Source organism: cyanobacterium endosymbiont of Braarudosphaera bigelowii, assembly GCF_020885515.1.
GTDB classification, from domain to species: domain Bacteria; phylum Cyanobacteriota; class Cyanobacteriia; order Cyanobacteriales; family Microcystaceae; genus Atelocyanobacterium; species Atelocyanobacterium thalassa_A.
Genome location: NZ_AP024987.1, coordinates 1,457,764 through 1,477,742, shown reverse-complemented (window position 1 = coordinate 1,477,742; position 19,979 = coordinate 1,457,764). Strand labels below are relative to the sequence as shown.

Genomic DNA, 19,979 nt, shown 5'->3' with positions numbered 1-19,979 from the left:
AAGAATTTTAGTCAACTATCATAGCTTACTGGCTATTTTTATACAAACAATAAATTGTCTTTATATTCTGATTCAAATGTACAACATTAAAAAACTTATTCCTACCATGAAGTATTTTGGTAATATTATTATTTTTTAATAATATTTTGAGATTAATGTCTTCTTCTTATATCTGAAAAATGCGTATTATTTTAATAAAAATATTAAAATAACATAGTTATACTAAAGCTATCTTTATGGAGCACTAGTTCAATAGTTTCTATCTTAATTGCTATAGAATTAATTTTTAAATTAGGACTGTGTAAACATCTGTAAAATTAGATTGTTTAAGTTCTTCTTTCTTTAAATTTTGACTCATATTGCTTTTATTGATTTTCCTCATCAAATATTATTGATCTAATATAAGATTTATCACTTTAATAAAAAAATTGAACATTGACTATACTAGTAGCTAGTATTAGCGCCCTAAACTATTTAAATAGTTAATTCGAGTAGCACATTCTTGAGTAACTTCTTTCAGTTCTTGACGCTTATTTGATTGGGGTGGATTTATAGGTTTTCCAATACGGATAGTTATAGGTACAGGCATAGGAAAATAAGAACCTTTCCTTAAAACTTTATTAGTTCCCCATAAAGATACAGGCAATAGGAGGGTTTGAGTTTTGCTGGCAATCATTGCTGCTCCTAATTTTGGATGATTAATATTCCCATCATAAGTACGAGTTCCTTGTATAAAAATACCAACTAACCAACCGTCCCTTAGTGCATTCAATGCTGATTTAATTGCACCACGATCACCAGTCTCTCTTTTGACGGGATAAGCTCCATATAAACGCATTGCTTGTGCTAACACAGGAACTTTAAATAATTCTTCTTTAGCCATAAAAGCTACGGGTCGGTTTATACATGAAGATAGAAGAGGTGGATCAAAATAACTAGAATGATTACTTACTATAATAACTGACTTCCCCTTAGGAATATTTTCTTGCCCATATATTCTTCCACGAAAATAAGTCAAGAAAAGAGGATTAACTATCAATATTTTCAAGAGATGATATAGTATAAAGCTTAGAATAGATTCTCTTTTTCGAAAACTATTATTTTCCATTTGAGTTGTTTTGTGATCTTATTTATATCGTTTACTAATTAATTGGCAATTAATTAGATTAAAATTGATGTAATTTTTAGATTCTTAAAAGGGCTAGTGCGCTAGTATTTAGATGCATTATAAGTTTAAGTTCTATTCTTATTATTTATATTTAACATTTCTATGGTAATTTATAATTTATCATATTAACAAAACAAAATTTTTTAATTCTCATTGAAGATCTTTAGCAAGTAGTTAAAGAACAAATGATACCTTTCCTGAAACAATTATTTTTTAGAAAATTATGGAATATTATTGGTTTAAAGCTTTTCATATAATTGGTGTTGTAGTTTGGTTTGCTGGATTATTTTATTTAGTACGTCTATTTGTATATCACGCTGAAGCTAATGAAGAACAAGAACCGAAAAAAACTATTCTTAAAACTCAATATATGTTAATGGAGAAGCGTCTCTATAATATAATTACAACTCCAGGTATGCTGGTAACATTGGTAATGGCAATAGGGATAGTCTCTACAGATAAAACTGTCTTACAATCTTGGTGGCTACATGTTAAGTTGCTATTTGTTGGACTACTTTTGATTTATCATTATTATTGCGGAAAAATAATAAAACAATTAGAACAAGATACTTGTCTCTGGACAGGTAAACAATTTAGGATGCTCAATGAGGCTCCTACCATTCTACTAGTTTCTATAGTTTTATTGGTTATATTTAAAAATAACTTGCCGCTTAACTTTGTTACCTTATTACTCGTATTATTAGTAATTTTAATGATGATATCTATTCAATTATATGCAAAAAAAAGACGTTTTTCCGAAGAAAACAAAGTGTAGTACATAAATTGAATTGATGTACTACACTTTGTTTTCACTTTAATAAAAATTAAATAAACCTAGTAATGTTAATAGATATTAATTTCTTCGTTTCGTAAAAATTACAATATTACAACCTCTTGTTTTGAACTACAAAATATTTTTATAATTTAGTTAGCTAGTAAAAATAATGGTATTTAATTCGTAAAACAACTAACTATAGAAGAATTGTTTAAAACAAAATGTTGTCAAATTAATATAAACAACTTGAAGAAATTGACTTGTAGAATTGGCAATAGGTTCTGATATATATATAAAGACAATAGCTATGGATCACAATTTATTTTATCTAATTACCCTCAGTTCATCAAATACCTTAATGCGATCGCATTAATTCATAAAAATTTAAAGGATTGACTTTCTTTGAAATTCAAGAGCTATTTTTAGAAGTTTTGAATTGATATGCACTTTATTGATATGCACTTTGCAGTATACAAATTATAGTTATAGTACCAGATCAAGATATAAGCACAAGAAAACTAGTACTGCAAGAATTAAAGAGCGCTCTTAATATTCCCATTTTCTTAGTACCTATAGAACAATTAGCTCAAATGCTTTCTGTATAGTAACTAGTCGACAATTCGACCCTAGAAGTGGAAACTATTACTTCAGTCTATAAAACCTGTGTGCTTTCCATTGATATTTATGATCATACTAAAGAGATTGAAGTTATTAGAAAGACTCCAAAAAAAGTACTCGTTTAGGAATTGTTAGTGTAAATATTGGAATAATCAGAGTAGCAGAAATCTGGATTCGCAGCCTGAGAGGTAATGATTTATTGTTAATTTCAGCCCAGGTTAATAGTTAACATCAATTATCAATTTTAGTGAACTCAGCACAAACAAAATTATTAGTGATTTAGCCAGTTATTCTGTAGTTAAAAGAGCTATTCTATTAGTAAGAGATGATTTACTTTATCCCCCTAAATTAATATGTTCAGAATGTTATCCTAGAAGATTTTATTAGTCTTTTGAAACGAGAATTAGGCTTAAAATAAGATAAGAATTGCGTTAGTTAAAATAAATACTATTTAGCGATTTTGCCCACTATATATAAACAAAAAAATTATATAAAACATTAATTTAGTTAAATATTAAATAATTATATTTAACTAAATTGCTTTTCTATTTCAATTTCTAGATCAAATAACATTTGCAAAGATTGTAAACATCTTTGTCGAGCTTCAATATCTTGTTGTGCGCGTAGCTGAACCATAGGCTCATGTAGAATTTTATTTACAATTCCTCTTGTTAAAGCTTCAACTACTTCTTGGTGTTTTTCTGCAAATTCAACCCCTAATCTAGATAGAGCTTTTTCTAGTTCTTGTTCTCTGATACCTTCAATTTTAGTTCTTAAACAACTAATTGTTGGAACTGCTTCTAAAGAATGCCACCATAATTCAAAAGTCGCTAATTCTTCTTCCAATAATTTTTCCGCTTCTAACGCTATCTGGCGACGGCTAGAGTGATTTTTTGCCACTACTGCCTTTAAGTCATCTACATTATAAACTTCTACAAGATCCATTTCCTGTACATTTGTCGCTACATTTCGAGGAACAGAAATATCAAACAGCATTAATTTTTCTTGTGTAGATACAACTTCTCGAAGATTTTCTCGATGTAAAATTGGTTGACTAGCTGCGGTACTAGTAAAAATAATATGTGAATTTTTTACAGCTGTCATCATTTCTTCAAAAGGAACTAAGGTTAGCTGAGCTGTAGGAAACTTTTTTGCCAACTCTTCTGCTCGAACCCTAGAACGATTAACAACATTAATAGAGACTGCACCTTTGGCTAAAAGATGCTTAACCAATAGGCGTGCCATTTTTCCTGCACCAACAACTGTAATTTGTTTATCTGTTAAATCATTGACTTTAGTTATAGATAGTTCTACTGCAGCAGAACTTATTGATACGGCTCCAGTTCCTATGTTTGTTTGGCTACGAACTCTTTTGCCAGCAGTAATTGCTTGTTTAAACAAACGATCTAATAATCTACCGATTCCCTTATATTTTTGAGCTAATTTATACGTAGTCTTCACTTGAGCTAATATTTGTCCTTCTCCCAAAACCAAACTTTCTAATCCTGCAGCAACTCTAAATAGATGACGTACTGCATCTTGATAAAGTAATATAAAAAGATGACGCCTGAGATATCCCAAGGGTATACGACTAGTTTCAGAAAGAAATTGAATAATTTCAATAACTCCTTTTTCTGTATCAGTTAATACTGCATAAACTTCTAAACGATTACAGGTACTAATAACGGCTATTTCTTCTATATGCGGATAGCTTCGTAAATGAATTATTGCTTCTTCAACCTTAGTTTCTTGAATACTTAATTTTTCTCGAACTTCAACTGGAGCAGTTTTATGACTTAAGCCTACTACTGCGATATTCATATGTTCTCCTAATAAGGGAATAAGCTTATGTTAACTAAAAATAGGATAATTTTTGCTATTTCTGATTCTTGCAATTTATATCTAAACTGTTCTGGTAACAAATACTTCGAAAAGAATCTTTATAAAACTCTATATTAAGAATAAAACAAAAGTTGAACTTTAAATTCTCATTCACTTTCTTATTTTCAATTCAAGTTTATATTAACTAATAAAACTTGTTTTTATATACTAGAAAATAATTTCAATTTTTTTAAAATAGTCTTTCTTGCTTGTTTTTCTAAATTATCATCAATATTTATGAGAGTTATATCTTCTTGGTACTTTTCTTTTAATGCTGTTTTTATCAACCAATCAGTAATAAATGAATTTTTTGCTAATAATGGACCATGCGAATAAGTTGCAATAGCATGCCGATAAAAAACTCCTTCACATCCATCTTCTCCATTATTTCCATATCCTAATATTATTTTTCCTAAGGACTGAACATTACCTAAATAAGTGCGTCCACCATGATTTTCAAAACCTATAACAAAAGGATTTTCACCTGACATTTGTTTGATTTCCTCTGCTAAAGGAGATGCTGTAATCTGAAATACCATATTGCCAACACATCGGGATATATTTGATCCAGAATGCTTCGTAACTATATCCAGTAAACCTAATCCATTGATACGTTGACCAGAAGCAGATTCATAGTAATGACCTAAAAGTTGAGGAGAGGCACAAGTAAAAACACCAGGAGTACCCTTATCTAACTTAAATTTTAACATTTCTGCTTTAGCTCCTTTCAGATCTCTCATGACAATTTCTTGTTGGCGGTCTTGAGCTCCTCCGCCAACAACTATATCAATTTTGGAAAAACAAGATGCATCAACTTTTTGGTCAAGAGGAATAATATTAACCAGTATATTTCTCCATTGGCTACGTCTTTGTAAACAAATGACATTCCCCCTATCACCATATGTACTCATTAAATTAGGATATAACCACCCAATATTTAGTATTAGTTTTTGTGACATATTAATTATTTTAGACTTGCTGATTGAGCTAATAACAAACTACCTGCACCTAATCCCAGAATATTAGGTAACCAAGCTCCTAAGAATGGAGTGAGAATACCCCAAATACCTAATGAAGTACTCATAAAAGCAAGGATATAATATCCAAAAATTAGCCCTACACATACGCCAAAACTAGTTGCTCTATTAGTATTTTGGGGCCTTACTCCAACAGAAGCACCAACTAAGCCAAAAATTAAACAAACAAAGGGCATAGCATATTTCTCCTGTAGGCGTACTTTAACTTTTCTGATACGTTTCTCATTTCCACTAAATTGAACTGCTTTAAGATATTCTTTAGTTTCTGATATAGTCATTTCAGTAAAATTTTGTCTGCGACCTGCTAGATCTAAGGGAGCTTTGGGTAATGCTAGTTGCTGATGCTGGAAACGTACAATGTTACGGTATGAACCGTCTGGAGCAATAAGATAAATGGTGCCGTTAAAGAAGTCCCAGGTATTACTTGAAATATTCCAAGTTGCAGACTCAGAGGTAACAATTTGATTAACACCTTCTTGTGTTCTGTCTAAGATAGTTAAACCTTTCATCTCTTCACCATTATATTCTTCAGCATGAAATAACCGAGTCAAGATATTAGATTCTTGACCATTTTTTCCCTTAATGGTTTTATATTCTGGATAAACAATATTATGTCTTTTAAAATCAGGACGTTTCTGATTAACAGCTTCTTCTAATATTATGGCTGCTTTATGAGTTGCAGCAGGAGCTATCCAGTCATTAACGATGAATGCACATCCTGTTACTATGAAACCGAAAATGACTACAGGAACTACTAGACGATATATTCCTATGCCTAAACTACGTAAAGCGATAATTTCACTATCACTAGACAAGCGACTATACGCCATTAAAGCTGCTAATAGTATAGCCATAGGAAAAGCCAAACTTAAAAATCCTGGAATTTTTAACAATAAAATCTGAAAGGCAACTGTTAAAACTAATCCTGACTCTGTTACTCGGCGTACTAAATCAAACAAAGTTCCAATAGATAAGCCTAAGGAAGTGAAAATTCCCATTCCAAAGAGGAAAGGTGATAATAGCTCTAAAAATAAATAACGATCTACAACTGATAAGCTAGGAATCTTTATTCTCATTCTGATTTTAAGGTAATTTACTTGACCAATATCTATAATGTCTATATGATTTTAGATTTGGAAGTTTTCTCCTAAGTAATATTGTCGTACTAAAGAATTACTATATAGCTCTTCAGCACTTCCAGCTGCTAGGATTTGACCATCACGCATGATATAAGCTCGATTAGTTATAGCAAGAGTTTCGCGTACGTTATGATCGGTAATAAGGATTCCCATTTTACGTTCTTGTAACTGAGCAATCATGACTTGGATTTCTGAAACAGCAATAGGATCGACTCCGGCAAAAGGTTCGTCTAATAATAAAAAGTCTGGCCCTTTTTTCCCCATGGCTAAAGAACGTGCTAACTCTGTTCTACGTCTCTCTCCTCCTGATATTTGAGATCCTTTTGTATGAGCAATTTTTTCTAAACGAAACTCTTTAAGTAAACCATTAAGACGTTGTGCTCTTTGTTTGAAAGTAATATTTGTTTGTTCGAGGGCAACTTGAATATTTTCTTGAACAGTAAGATATCTAAAAATACTAGGTTGTTGGGTCATATAGCCAATACCCAAACGAGCTCTCTTATGCAAAGGTAAACAGGTAACATCTTGTTGATATAACCAGACTTTTCCTTTGTCAGGTTTAATTAAACCTGTTGCTATATAAAAAGTAGTAGTCTTACCCGCACCATTAGGACCAAGTAATCCGACAATTTCACCAGGTGCTACTCTAATGCTAACCCGATTGACAATATTCCGCTTTCCATAAGTTTTGTGTATATTCTCTAAAATCAGTGTCATAAAAAAATTTCAAGAATCAGAAGTTTAGAAAAGTTGTTTCCATCTGAAAAAATGGATTAATATGGAGCCGTTTCTGAATCTGGAGCAACTAAATATATTGATTCTACTTGTTGAGTTGGCTCTGGAGTTGCAATAAACCGTCCTTCATCCATTAGATATACCATACTTTCAGATCTTATACTATTTCCATTTTCAAGAATATAAACATTACCCGTCAAAACTAGACGTCGCTCTCGACTAAAATATTGAGCCTGAGCAGCAGTTCCTTGAAGTTTACGAGCAGGATAAAAAAACTGAACGTTTCCTCTAGCTGTCACAGTACCAGTTTCAGAATTTGCTTCTTGAATATCAGAGCGAACAGTTAAAGTAGTAGGTAATGCAGATGTTTGAGCGAAGGCCTTATCTTCACTGACTTTTATTGTAAATATACTAATAACAATAGGTAAGGTAAGTCTTAATGCTTTTAACACATATTTAGTTAATATAGTAGATGTAGAAAACATAAGATATACGTTTTAAATTTCAGTTATTTATATCTTACCCAAAAGTTAAAGATTATGTCATACGTTAAACATGAAGTGTTATTTCATCTATAAAATTCAATTGTACAAAATTACTTGCAATTTTAATCTAACTTTGAAACGATTATAAAACTGTTTTTTGTGTTAATAATAAAAATAGAGATTTCAATTATTTCAAAAACTTTATCAAGAATTATTATTCTTTGAAATTAGAAAAATATTTTAGAACTTTAAAATATTTTCCTTCACTGCTCTATATTGACTAATGATGTTTAACTAAGCTACAAAAATATAATTTTCTATATTTACGGCATATTTAAAGTACTTAAAAATTCCAGTACTCTTTGCTCATAATCTTTTAACCCAAAAAAGCAGCATTAATAGCATCAATTACTGTTCCTACAGAGATAATCTCTAAATTAATATTGAAAGTATAATTTTTACCATTTGGAATGATAGCTCTTGTAAAGCCTAATTTAACAGCTTCTTTTAAGCGTAGTTTTATTTGTGGTACCGAACGAACTTGCCCACCTAATCCTATCTCACCAATTAATATAGTATTTGGAATAATTATTTGATCTTTAACACTAGCAACAATAGCGATTGCTATTCCTAGATCTGCTGCAGGCTCTTCAACACCTAAACCCCCTGTAGATGAAACATATACATCTAATTTAGACAAAGGAATTCCCACTCTTTTTTCTAATACGGCTAATATTTGCTGTAGGCGGCTATATTCTATACCTGTTGTGGAACGGCGAGGAGAAGAATAACTAGTTGGACTGATTAAGGCTTGTAATTCGACAACTAAGGGTCGAGTACCTTCACAGGTAACAACGAGAGATGTTCCAGGTACCATCTCATTTTGATTTCCCATAAATAATTCTGAGGGATTTTTCACTTCTACCAGCCCACTTTCAATCATTTCAAAAATACCAATTTCATGAGTAGCACCAAAACGATTTTTGACTGATCTTAAAAGACGATGAGAAGCGTATCTATCTCCTTCGAAGTATAGTACTGTATCCACTAAATGCTCTAATACTCTAGGACCAGCAATGGTTCCTTCTTTTGTTACATGTCCAACAATAAATAAAGTGATGTTATCTCTCTTTGCTAATTGCATCAAGATTGACGTACACTCTTTAACCTGGGAAATAGAACCAGGAGCTGAGTTCAATGTTGCAAGATATAAGGTTTGAATACTATCAATAATAGCTACTTGCGGCTGAAGAGATTCTAGTTCTCTAAGAATCTCTTCTAGATTTGTTTCTGATAGTATAAAAAGACTTTTACTATTACATCTCTCTAGCTCTTTTTTTTCTATATTTTTATTATTTATTTTCTCAGTATTTAACATCATCAAACGAGAAGCACGTAGCTTAATTTGTTGTGCTGACTCTTCTGCAGAAATGTATAAAATACGAGGTAATTGTTGAGCTAATTTATTAGCTACTTGTAGCAATAAAGTTGATTTTCCAATACCAGGATCACCACCAATTAAAACTAAAGAGCCTGGAACAACTCCACCCCCTAAAACTCTATCTAATTCCTTATATCCAGAGTGAAATTGCATTTTCTCATTTTCCGTAATTTCGTCAAAACAACTTGAAATATTTGGTTTTGGCGTATTTCGAAGGTTATTCTCTTTGCTAGAATAGGATATCTTTTCTCTTCTTAAAATGTTTTCAGAAGGGCTTGGTATTACGATAATTTGTTCCTCTAGAGTTCCGTAACTTTGACAAGATTCACATTTACCAAACCATTGAACAGATTCTGTCCCACACATACTGCATATATATACGGTTCGTTTCTTAACCATAATTAAATTTGTAGAATCATTAAAAAAAATTAAAGAATTGAATATAGTTTAAAAAAAGAGAAAACGATAAAAAGTGTTAGGAAAATATTTACTTTTAGACTTATATTATACTTATATTCTAAATCAATAACTTAAACGCAAGGATAACAAAAAAATATTCTGAATCTTATTGAAACTGATAGTTAGCTATTTAACTTAATAGAAGCTGATAACTTTACTTAATAATTAGGGAGTGTGAGTAAAATTGGAAACATATAAAGAGAAAATCCTAGTAGTTGATGACGAAGCAAGTATACGTCGCATTTTAGAGACTCGTCTCTCTATGATTGGCTATGATGTTGTAACAGCTGCTGATGGAGAGGAAGCTTTAGAGATTTTTTATAATACAGTACCTGACTTGGTCGTTTTAGACGTAATGATGCCAAAATTAGATGGTTATGGAGTATGTCAAGAATTACGTAAAGAATCAGATATACCAATTATAATGTTGACCGCCTTAGGAGATGTTGCTGATCGTATTACAGGACTAGAATTAGGAGCTGACGATTATGTAGTTAAACCTTTTTCACCAAAAGAGTTAGAGGCGAGGATCCGTTCTGTATTAAGACGAGTAGAGAAAAGCAGTACTCCAGGAATTCCTAATTCTGGGGTAATTTCTATTGCCTCGATAAAAATTGATACAAATAAACGTCAAGTTTATAAAGGTGATGAGCGTATACGTTTAACAGGAATGGAATTTAGTTTATTGGAATTGTTAGTAAGCCGTTCTGGTGAACCTTTCTCTCGCTCAGAAATATTACAAGAAGTATGGGGATATACTCCAGAACGCCACGTAGATACTAGAGTAGTAGATGTTCATATTTCTCGTTTAAGAGCAAAGTTAGAAGATGATCCAAGTAATCCTGAACTAATACTAACAGCGAGAGGTACTGGATATCTTTTTCAACGTATTTTAGAACCTGGAGAAGAGTTATAAAAATAAAGAAAATAATCAATTTAACTACTAAACTTAATTTTTTAATATTCTAAATAATTATATTTAAATTTTTTGTTTCTAGAAGTACTTCATAATATTTTCCCCAGGTGATTATGAGTTATTAAAGTCTAAAGCTGTCTTATAATTCTGACTGTTAAAATATCTATATTTTTGGTAGGAAGTCAGTAGCAAACAACATGTAGATTAGGAAAAATCTTTGCTATGCAAAAAATTTTATGGAGTACAAAACTTTAATATAGAAATCAATTTTATTACATGACAAGTAGAATAAAAATGAGACATTTCGTAGTTATTAAGAAATAATCTTTGAATAGCTTTTTAAGAATCTGCAAAAATATAAAAAGTAGCTGTTATTTTTAGAATGCTTTATTTTTAATATCTATGGAAGATTTTTATTCTTAGAATAATTATTTAAAATCTACTTGATAATTTTGTAAATTTGCACAAATAACAAATGTTTGTATAAATTTATATTAGTAACTTTTTTCGGTATAAATTATTAAATTCTGCTTTATTATTGTAATTAAGATATCTACTCTAAATCAATCAAGATATAATTGTACAAGATTAACTGTTGCCTTCTAATTTTATATTATATTGTAGTTACTTTTCTTAAAACATAATTATTGAATGTATAAAAGAATTATCATATGTCCAAATCAGATTTCCGTTCTGTAAATACTTATCTGAATAATCAGCAGCTTTCTGAACATCTTTACAATACCGATGCTCAAGAAATTGGTAGACCTGATTTATCTTTAGAAGAGGTTAAACATAAACTAAAAGATGCCAGCGCTCAACAAGTTATAGAGTGGGCAGCAGAAACTTTTGGTAATGGGCTAGTTATCAGCACAAGTTTCGGTATTCAAGCTGCAGTAATGTTACATTTAGCTACTAGAGTAGTTCCGGATATTTCAGTTATTTGGGTTGATACGGGTTACCTTCCTGCAGAAACTTATCGATTTGCCCAAGAACTAACTGAACGACTTAACCTAAATTTAAAAGTCTATCAATCTTCTCTTACTCCAGCAAGAATGGAAGCTCTTTATGGTAAATTATGGGAACACCAAAATGTTAATGCTCTAAACCGCTATGATTTTATGCGTAAAGTTGAACCAATGCAAAGAGCTTTAAAAGAACTTAATTCTACGGCTTGGCTAGCTGGTTTACGTCGTCAACAAACAGAACACCGCAAATCTCTAGAAACAATTGTTTTACGAGAGAAACAATATAAAATACATCCTATTTTAGACTGGAACTCTCGTGATGTTTATAATTACTTAACTGTTAATGAACTTCCATATCACCCCTACTTTGAAAAAGGATATGTTAGTGTGGGAGATTGGCATTCAAGTCGTCCAATGAAAGCAGATGACAATAATGAACGAGACACTCGTTTTCACGGATTAAAACAAGAATGTGGTTTACATTTACCTCTTTCTCCAGAAGTAGCTGAAAGTCTAGATTCTAGTAATCTTTAATAGTTAAAGGATATTTTAGTCGAAAACTGAGGTATGGATTAATACTTTAACATACGAAATCGAGTAATAAGCTTATTAAATGTTACTTATTAACTAGTAATTATCAATTGTATGTAGCTCGGTTGACTTACAAGTCTCTCGTTCAGAGTAGTAAATTGAACGAAAAACTTATAAATATATAAAATAAGGCGGCACCCAGATTCGAACTGGGGATAAAGATTTTGCAGACCTCTGCCTTACCACTTGGCCATGCCGCCGAACAATATTTATACTATAGCAAAGATTATTAAATAAAAACAGAAATTAATAATATATAAATCTCAAATTTTTCTTAAGAACCTTAAACTACATTTTCTTTGTCAAAACAAGTTGTACAGTAGAAATAACCAGTATAATGTTAGTGTTACTACCATAATATTAAATAATAGACTGCAAGGCAAGGATGCAAGGTATTAATCTATAATCTTGTTATGCCCTTATGTACAATATGAATATAAATCAGAAGTTATTAACAAATGTGGTGTGTTGCTCTTTAGGATTAAGTACAATACTTGTCTCTTCTAATGTAAACGCTGCTGACCCATTCACACAATTTTACAATCAAGCATGCGTTCCTGAAGCAAAGAAAGCTGGACTAAATGAAAATGAAGCGAAAGAAGGATGCAACTGTACTATCCGTTCGCTAAAGAAAAAATATTCTAGTCAAGCATTCTCTACACTTTACAATAAATATCGTGCTAAAGATGGTAAAGCTAGACAAACTCTAACTAAATTTGGAGAGACTTGCTTTCAAGCTATTTTCGATAATATTCTTTTTGATAGTTGAAATTTCAGATAATAGAGAAGATACTAAATATTTTCGAAAGATACTATAAAAATATTACTAGTAGAAACAATAACTCCAAAACTTTATTAAAGCCTAGCTTTTAAAGTAGGCTCATGATTTAACTATGTATTAATTATGTAAATGGTGTAAAAAGGTACGAATTTTTATGAAAAAATCTTGGCGAGAATACCTAAACATTTCCCGCATAGCAATTAAATATACAAAAGTCACCTTGTTTATAGTAATTACTATTGCTATTTCAGGTATATTCGCCTTTAATTCTCTAAAATACGCCTTATTTCCTGAAATTTCTTTTCCCGTAATTATCGTTAGTGGAAATATACCCCTAGAAACCACTTTAGAAACCGAGCAACAACTTACCAATCCTTTAGAAACTGCTTTAAGTTCAATTCCTGAAGTAGAATTAATGTCTTCCACTTATCCTGGTAAAACCGTAATTAATATTAGTTTTCCTGCAGGATCAAGCTTAGAAGAGTCAGCTTCAGCTATTAAAAAATCATTAGAAAAGGCAAGTTTATCTTCTGATGCAGTTTTAGAAGAAGTTAAAGCTATTAATTTAAATGAATCTGTAGCAGTTACTTATGCAATATCTAGTAAGACTATAGAGGTTGAAAATTTAATATCGGTTGCAAAAGAAAATATTATTCCTTCGCTTAAATCTTTGTCAGGGGTTAAAAGAGTTTCACTACTAGGAGATGGTTTCTTTCAAGATGAAGAAAGAGATGCACTAGACTCAGAACTATTAACTTTAACTAGGCTTAACCAAGAAGATATTCTAGCAGTTCAAGTAGTTAAAACTGCAGATAGTAATATTTTGGATGTTGCTGCAGCTGTTCAAAAAGAAGTAACTAATTTAAGTGCAACACTACCTGATATTCGATTAACTATTGCTGAGAATCAAGCTAACTATATTGAAGAAGCTAGTCAAGCAACATTAGAAGCATTGATGGGAGCTATTATCCTAGCTGTTCTAGTTATATTTTTTTGTTTACGTAATATTCCAGCAACTTTAATTACTGCTTTAGCTATTCCTATATCATTATTGGGAACTTTCATTGTCATAGCTATAGCTAAATTCAATTTAGAAACAATTACCTTGTTAGGATTAGCTCTTGTTATAGGTATTATTGTTGATGATGCAATTGTAGATGTAGAAAATATAACTCGTCATATTGATAATGGGATGACTCCACGTGAAGCAGCAATTAAAGGCACCGATGAAATTGGGTTAACAGTCATATCTTCGACATTAACTCTAGCTGCTGTTTTTCTTCCCATTGCATTTATTGGGGGAAGCCTAGGACAATTTTTCAAACCCTTTGGTATTACTATTTCTGCAGCTGTTTTAATTTCTCTGTTAGTAGCTCGTACTTTATCTCCCGTTCTAGCAATATATTGGATAAAACCAACAAAAAAATCATTAGATACTCATAAAAAACCATTTTTTCTTGCCCAAGAATATCGTCGACTCCTAAATTGGTCTTTATGTAATAGAAAGATAGTTATTAGCGCCGCTCTTGTAAGTTTTTTAATTGGAATTGCATTAATTCCATTCATTCCTCAAGGTTTTATTCCAAAACTAGATAGAGGAGAGTTTAATGTAATTTATAATTTGCCATCTCCTAAAATTCCGAAGCGTTTACAAGTAGCTCATGATAAAAACTTAGATAACAATAATTTTTCTTTATTTCAAGATTTTTCTCAGTCTCCCGAACGTTTTCTATTGCGGAAAAATTATCGTGTTGCTAGTAAATTAGAAAGCGTCATTTTGGAAAATTCTAACGTCTTATCAGTTTATAGTACTGCTGGCTATCAAGGTAATCCGCTCAAAGGAAAGATATACGTCAGGCTCAAAGAAAACAGATCTTTAAGCACTAGTCAGGTTCAAAATGAACTTAGAAGGAAATTTCCAACTTTAAGAGGAGGAAGTATAAGTGTAGAGGATATTCTCTTTATTGAGACTGGTGACGATAGTCCTTTGAAAATAGCATTATTAAGTGATAACTTAGAAAGTCTTGAGAAGACGGCCCAAGATTTAAAAAGACGTTTAGATAGCTTATCAGGTTTAGCAGATATTAAATTATCATCGATTAATAGCCATAACTCTTTAATTGAACACTTTCAAAAAACTAGAGTTATATATTTAACTGCTAACTTATTTGAAGGCGTAGGCTTAGGAGATACTACCAAGAAAGTAAAAGAAATAACCACGAAACTTTTACCTGATAATGTTAATTTTGAGATCCAAGGAGCATCTGCTCAAGTTCTTAGCATTTTTAAAGAATTTGCTATTACCTTATTTTTTGCTATCGCATGTATGATGATAATCCTATACTTAACTTTCGGACGCTTTTTAGAATCTTTTGTAGTATTTTTATCTCTACCTTTATCAATAGTTGGAGCAATGTTTGCTCTATTAATTACGCAAAATGATTTTGGAATGATTTCATTAATTGGGCTAATATTTTTGCTAGGACTTTTAGACAAAAACGCCATTCTATTGATGGACTACACTAATCAACTTAGAGCACAAGGCATGAGTCGTCATGATGCTATCTTAAGAACAGGAGAAGTTCGGTTACGTCCAATAATAATGACTACTGCTTCAAGTATCTTAGGAATGTTGCCAATCGCGATTGGATTAGGTGCTGGAGCTGAATTAAGACAACCAATGGCTGTAGCGATCCTTGGAGGATTATTTACTTCTTCTGCATTAAGCTTGATTGTTGTACCAGTTCTCTATACTTTACTAGAAGATATTTCAGACAAAATTACAGGTTCGAAGAATAAAGCTGAATTTTAATAATTTCAATCAACTTTTAAAAGTTATCAAGGATATTTAAGATACTGAACTATATAAATTAGAAGATTAAATAAATATTTTAATAATCAATAATTTAAAGTAGTTATATGATGTTTTACGTAATAAATATGGTTGAATATGCAGTTGCTTTAGGAAGTAATCTAGGAGATTCATGTGCTATCTTGGATAAAGTAATAATACTTTTGTCTCGGTATCCTAATATAGATTTAACTTCATATTCTCCTTTCTATAAAACGTTTCCAATAGGACCAAAACAACCTATCTATTACAATGGTTGTGTCATTGTAAATTCACCAATTAATCCTAAAAAATTATTAGAAGTTTTATTGAATATTGAAAAAAGATTTGGAAGGGTTCGAGATGAAAAATGGGGTGCAAGAACTCTGGATTTAGATATTTTGTTATGCGAACATTTGATTATCGAGACACCTTTTTTACAAATACCACATCCTCAAATGACAAAACGTAAATTCGTTTTGCTACCCCTTTGTACTATAGCGTCTACCTGGAAACATCCAATAACGAGAAAAACAGTTAAGGAACATCTACAAGAAATATCTGATAAAAATATTGTGTAGTGTTCTTTTTTTTATTAAGACAATTTTTTAAAAAAATTCTCTTCAACATCATAGCCTAGTAACTGAGCAATATTTTTTAAACGAAATATAGAATAGATATTTTGTTTTTTTAGCCAATCAGATATGATAAATAACTTATGCATCACAAAGATTTCTAGTGCCTCAGAATTATACTGGATTCCATTTACTCTATTGAACTGATGAGGAACTAGCATTGCTGTATATCTTGCTAATTCTCCTTTTTTGGGATCTAAAATAAAAGGTATCCATGGGTATATTCCATCTAGACGAATAAACCATAAACGGATTTCAGAAATTTCAGATAGTTCTCTAGGATCGCTAGATGGTTGGGGATACTCAATATCAAAGGTGAAGGTTTGTTCAAGTGATATAACCTCTTCTTTTTTTAATTTTGGTTCGATAATATTAGTGATGACACTAATATCCAAGTTAACTATATCATTCTGTTTTATTAAGATTATTTTGGTCATTAGAATCTTATTATATATATATTAGTTGTATTTATAGCAAGAAGCTTATCAAGTAAAAAAACAACTTTGATTTTACAAGAGAACCTTAAATTAAATTATATATCTAGTTTTCATGTATTGAAACTATAATTTTGTTAGACAAGTTTGATTGCTCAATATATATTTTAAACCTTACAATATATATTTCATTTTCAGCTTTTAATTTACAAAAGTCTTTTACGATTTGAGGGGTGGGGCTATTATTATAATAGCCCCACCCCTCAAATCGTAAAAAATGTATCTTTACATAATTAATTGATCTTAGTATTAATTAATACTGCAGGAAATAATTTTTTGTTCACATTGTCCTGATGATAGTGGAGTCTTGCTTCTTGTACAACTATTGGCAAAACAGAGCGAACTTTAGAATTCACTTCTACAGTTTTTGCATCAAAAGTTTCTGTGGCTAGCTTAGGATATAAGCCCATAATAATAATAGGTAGAATTAAGCAAGCTGATATAAATATTTCACGCGGCTTAGCATCTAAATTAAACTTACTTAACTCCAGCTTTTCATTACTTTGTCCATAAAAAACAACTCTTAACATGGATAATAAATAAATAGGAGTTAAAATCAGACCTACTGCTGTAAGAAATATGGCTACAGTTTTAAATGCTGCGGTGTAGGCGTCGCTTTCAGTGACTCCTAAGAAAATAGTAAGCTCTGCCACAAATCCACTCATACCAGGTAAAGCTAGAGAAGCCATTGCTGAAGTTGTGAATAATGCAAAAGTTTTAGGCATTTTTAAAGCAAGTCCACCCATCTCGTCCATCATCAAAGTATGAGTACGTTCATAGGTAGCACCACATAAAAAGAATAAGGCTGCAGCTATTAAACCATGTGAAACCATCTGGAACACCGCTCCATTCATACCTACTTCAGTAAATGAAGATATACCAATAAGAACAAAGCCCATATGTGATAATGAAGAACAGGCAAGACGGCGCTTAAGGTTAGTTTGACCAAATGCTGCAAATGCACCATAGACAACATTTACAACTCCCAGAATTAATAATAAAGGAGCAAATATAATGTGAGCATTAGGTAACATTTCCATGTTAAAACGAATAAGTCCGTATCCGCCCATCTTTAAAAGAACACCAGCTAATATCATAGATACTGGGGTAGAGGCTTGACTATGTGCATCAGGCAACCAGGTATGAAAAGGAAATATTGGTAATTTGACTGCATAAGCTATTAAGAAACCCATGTATATTACAACTTGCAGGGAGACAGGTATTTCTTTCATACTTAACTCTGCCATGTTGAAGGTGACATTATCACCATAAAAAGCAAGAAGAAGAGCAGAAATTAAAATTCCGATAGAGGCAAGAGCAGTATACAAGATAAATTTTGTAGCTGCATATAATCGTTTTTCACCACCCCAGATAGAGATCAACAGGTAAACGGGAACAAGTTCTAGCTCCCACATAAAGAAAAATAGTAAAACGTCTTGTGCAGCAAAAACACCAATTTGAGCACTATATAACACTAGCATTAGAAAATAAAAAAGCTGTGGCTTTTTCTGTACATTCCAGGATGCCAGTAACGCAACAGTTGTTATAAGTCCTGATAAGACAATTAAAGGCATTGATAAACCATCAATACCTAGAGACCAACCAAGTCCAATACTTGGAATCCAGCTATAGTTTTCTGAAAACTGAAGATCAGTTTTGCTAAAGTCATATCCGCTAGATATCGCAGTAATAGTTAAACCAAAGTTTAATAAGCTTACACCCAATGAATAAGAGCGAAGGGTCTTCCCATCTTTATCGGGAATTAGAGGAATAGCAAAGGCAGCAAGCAAAGGTAAGAGAATAAGAGCAGTTAGCCAGGGAATATTGTTCGTAAACATGGCTTTGATATATGTGACGTTTGTTCACTTATATTATATAAAGTTATATTACAAGATTGAAAACAAATATTATTGAACAAAAACTTACATACTTTCTGTATATGGGTTTGCGCTTTTTGTCAGTGTTGTTTTTTATCAAAATTTCATAACATAGTTTAGAAAAAAAGTGATTTCTATTTTAAGAAAAGCTGATAAGTTAAAATTTTGACAAATATATTTCGTCTTGGTTTAATTTACAGCTACTTGTAGAAGTATGTATGATTAATAAAATAAAAGTCTTAATATTAATTGTAGTACAGAAAAAATCTGGTACTACAATTGATATTAAGATGGCTAGATAGTACATCATAAATATTGTGGAAAAGATAACATATCTTTTTTTTTTAAACATTTTCAAAATGCAATTGTAGATGTCTAGAAAAATTTTGTTGCAATTATCTAACATTGGATTAAATAATCCTTCTTTAAAAAATAAGCTTTTAGAGAAAGTTTCCTTTAATCTTGTTACTGGAGAACGTTTAGCATTAATAGGCCCATCTGGATCTGGAAAAACGACTCTATTACGTTTAATAAATCGTTTACAAGAACCAACTACTGGAACAATTTTTTTTTGTTCTCGACCGTTAAAAAAAATCCCTATTACTTATTTACGCCAGCAAATAGTTTTAGTACCTCAAGAAACCAAACTGTTAGGAATGAATGTTCACGAAGCTTTGTGCTATGCTCTAAAAATACAGAATATTTCAAAAACTGAAATAACTCAAAGACTTGAAGAATGGAAATCTAGATTATTCATTCCAGATAAATGGCTAGAACGTAATGAATTAGAGCTCTCTTTAGGACAGAGAAAATAATTGGAGTTGCCAGAGGTTTAATTATGAAGCCTAAGTTATTACTTTTAGATGAGCCCACCTCTGCACTAGATGATCTCAAAGCTAATCAGATAACAGATTTACTTATTAATATTACACAATATACACAAACCTCTATTATTATGTTCAACCATAATTTAAAAATTATAAAAGGCTTCTCTAAATATATTTTAAAATTAGATTAGGGAAAAATCATATGCTAAAAAAGCAGCCTCAATTAATTAATTCGAGAGAATTCTAAGTAATAATTATAGAAAATTTTTTAGCAAAATGAGAGAAACTCTAAGCTATCTTGAATTAAAATACCAATATTTCA

At 31.2% G+C, this 19,979-nt stretch carries 17 protein-coding genes and 1 tRNA gene; 8 read left to right on the top strand and 10 right to left on the bottom strand.

What is annotated here, in order from left to right; genetic code table 11:
- Positions 1–457: 457 nt before the first annotated feature.
- Complete coding sequence (locus LPC16_RS06100) at positions 458–1,108, bottom strand: lysophospholipid acyltransferase family protein (protein ID WP_229637273.1); 651 nt, start codon at positions 1,106–1,108, stop codon at positions 458–460.
- Positions 1,109–1,391: 283 nt separating this feature from the next.
- On the opposite strand from LPC16_RS06100, the gene hemJ reads away from it, so the two are divergent.
- The gene (gene hemJ / locus LPC16_RS06095; RefSeq protein WP_229637272.1) at positions 1,392–1,943 is read left to right on the top strand and encodes a protoporphyrinogen oxidase HemJ; all 552 of its coding nucleotides are present in this window, start codon (positions 1,392–1,394) and stop codon (positions 1,941–1,943) included.
- Positions 1,944–3,089: 1,146 nt separating this feature from the next.
- Here hemJ and LPC16_RS06090 read toward each other — a convergent pair.
- The 6 genes from LPC16_RS06090 to radA all read right to left on the bottom strand — a co-directional run bounded on the left by LPC16_RS06090 (position 3,090) and on the right by radA (position 9,678).
- Entirely contained in the window at positions 3,090–4,382 is a 1,293-nt protein-coding gene (locus tag LPC16_RS06090; RefSeq protein ID WP_040054301.1) for a glutamyl-tRNA reductase, read from the bottom strand.
- 221 nt (positions 4,383–4,603) lie between these two features.
- Entirely contained in the window at positions 4,604–5,401 is a 798-nt protein-coding gene (locus tag LPC16_RS06085) for a type 1 glutamine amidotransferase (protein ID WP_229637271.1), read from the bottom strand.
- Between the two features lie 5 nt (positions 5,402–5,406).
- Positions 5,407–6,555 carry an LptF/LptG family permease gene (locus tag LPC16_RS06080; protein ID WP_229637270.1) on the bottom strand — a complete coding sequence of 383 codons (1,149 nt, stop codon included), beginning with the start codon at positions 6,553–6,555 and terminating at the stop codon, positions 5,407–5,409.
- A gap of 51 nt (positions 6,556–6,606) precedes the next feature.
- The gene (gene lptB / locus LPC16_RS06075; RefSeq protein WP_040054304.1) at positions 6,607–7,335 is read right to left on the bottom strand and encodes an LPS export ABC transporter ATP-binding protein; all 729 of its coding nucleotides are present in this window, start codon (positions 7,333–7,335) and stop codon (positions 6,607–6,609) included.
- Between the two features lie 56 nt (positions 7,336–7,391).
- Positions 7,392–7,838, bottom strand: a complete 447-nt coding sequence (locus tag LPC16_RS06070) for an LptA/OstA family protein (protein ID WP_229637269.1) — start codon at positions 7,836–7,838, stop codon at positions 7,392–7,394.
- A 376-nt stretch (positions 7,839–8,214) separates the two neighbouring features.
- Positions 8,215–9,678 carry a DNA repair protein RadA gene (gene radA / locus LPC16_RS06065; protein WP_229637268.1) on the bottom strand — a complete coding sequence of 488 codons (1,464 nt, stop codon included), beginning with the start codon at positions 9,676–9,678 and terminating at the stop codon, positions 8,215–8,217.
- A gap of 244 nt (positions 9,679–9,922) precedes the next feature.
- Here radA and rpaB point away from each other — a divergent pair, with 244 nt between their 5' ends.
- On the top strand, positions 9,923–10,654 hold the full coding sequence (gene rpaB, locus LPC16_RS06060; protein ID WP_040054306.1) for a response regulator transcription factor RpaB: 732 nt from the start codon (positions 9,923–9,925) through the stop codon (positions 10,652–10,654).
- A 671-nt stretch (positions 10,655–11,325) separates the two neighbouring features.
- Positions 11,326–12,156 (top strand): phosphoadenylyl-sulfate reductase, encoded by an 831-nt coding sequence (locus LPC16_RS06055; protein WP_229637267.1) that lies wholly within the window; start codon positions 11,326–11,328, stop codon positions 12,154–12,156.
- Positions 12,157–12,342: 186 nt separating this feature from the next.
- On the opposite strand, the gene LPC16_RS06050 is transcribed toward LPC16_RS06055, so the two are convergent.
- Positions 12,343–12,413, bottom strand: a tRNA-Cys gene (locus tag LPC16_RS06050).
- 260 nt (positions 12,414–12,673) lie between these two features.
- Between LPC16_RS06050 and LPC16_RS06045 the strand changes: the two genes are divergently transcribed.
- From LPC16_RS06045 to folK, 3 genes are all read left to right on the top strand, one after another.
- Positions 12,674–12,982: a hypothetical protein gene (locus LPC16_RS06045; RefSeq protein ID WP_229637266.1), complete on the top strand. Its 309-nt coding sequence runs from the start codon at positions 12,674–12,676 to the stop codon at positions 12,980–12,982.
- A gap of 166 nt (positions 12,983–13,148) precedes the next feature.
- Positions 13,149–15,806, top strand: a complete 2,658-nt coding sequence (locus LPC16_RS06040; protein ID WP_229637265.1) for an efflux RND transporter permease subunit — start codon at positions 13,149–13,151, stop codon at positions 15,804–15,806.
- A gap of 128 nt (positions 15,807–15,934) precedes the next feature.
- Positions 15,935–16,405, top strand: coding sequence for a 2-amino-4-hydroxy-6-hydroxymethyldihydropteridine diphosphokinase (gene folK / locus LPC16_RS06035; RefSeq protein WP_040054309.1), 471 nt, complete (start codon positions 15,935–15,937; stop codon positions 16,403–16,405).
- 14 nt (positions 16,406–16,419) lie between these two features.
- Here folK and LPC16_RS06030 read toward each other — a convergent pair whose 3' ends face one another.
- A complete protein-coding gene (locus LPC16_RS06030) occupies positions 16,420–16,896 on the bottom strand; it encodes a CRR6 family NdhI maturation factor (protein ID WP_040054310.1) in 477 nt (158 codons plus the stop codon).
- A gap of 290 nt (positions 16,897–17,186) precedes the next feature.
- Positions 17,187–18,791 carry an NAD(P)H-quinone oxidoreductase subunit 4 gene (locus LPC16_RS06025; RefSeq protein WP_229637264.1) on the bottom strand — a complete coding sequence of 535 codons (1,605 nt, stop codon included), beginning with the start codon at positions 18,789–18,791 and terminating at the stop codon, positions 17,187–17,189.
- 410 nt (positions 18,792–19,201) lie between these two features.
- Here LPC16_RS06025 and LPC16_RS06020 point away from each other — a divergent pair, with 410 nt between their 5' ends.
- Both LPC16_RS06020 and LPC16_RS06215 read left to right on the top strand, forming a co-directional pair.
- Positions 19,202–19,645, top strand: a complete 444-nt coding sequence (locus LPC16_RS06020; RefSeq protein ID WP_315855029.1) for an ATP-binding cassette domain-containing protein — start codon at positions 19,202–19,204, stop codon at positions 19,643–19,645.
- 23 nt (positions 19,646–19,668) lie between these two features.
- Positions 19,669–19,848, top strand: a complete 180-nt coding sequence (locus LPC16_RS06215) for a P-loop NTPase family protein (RefSeq protein ID WP_315855028.1) — start codon at positions 19,669–19,671, stop codon at positions 19,846–19,848.
- Positions 19,849–19,979 lie beyond the last annotated feature (131 nt).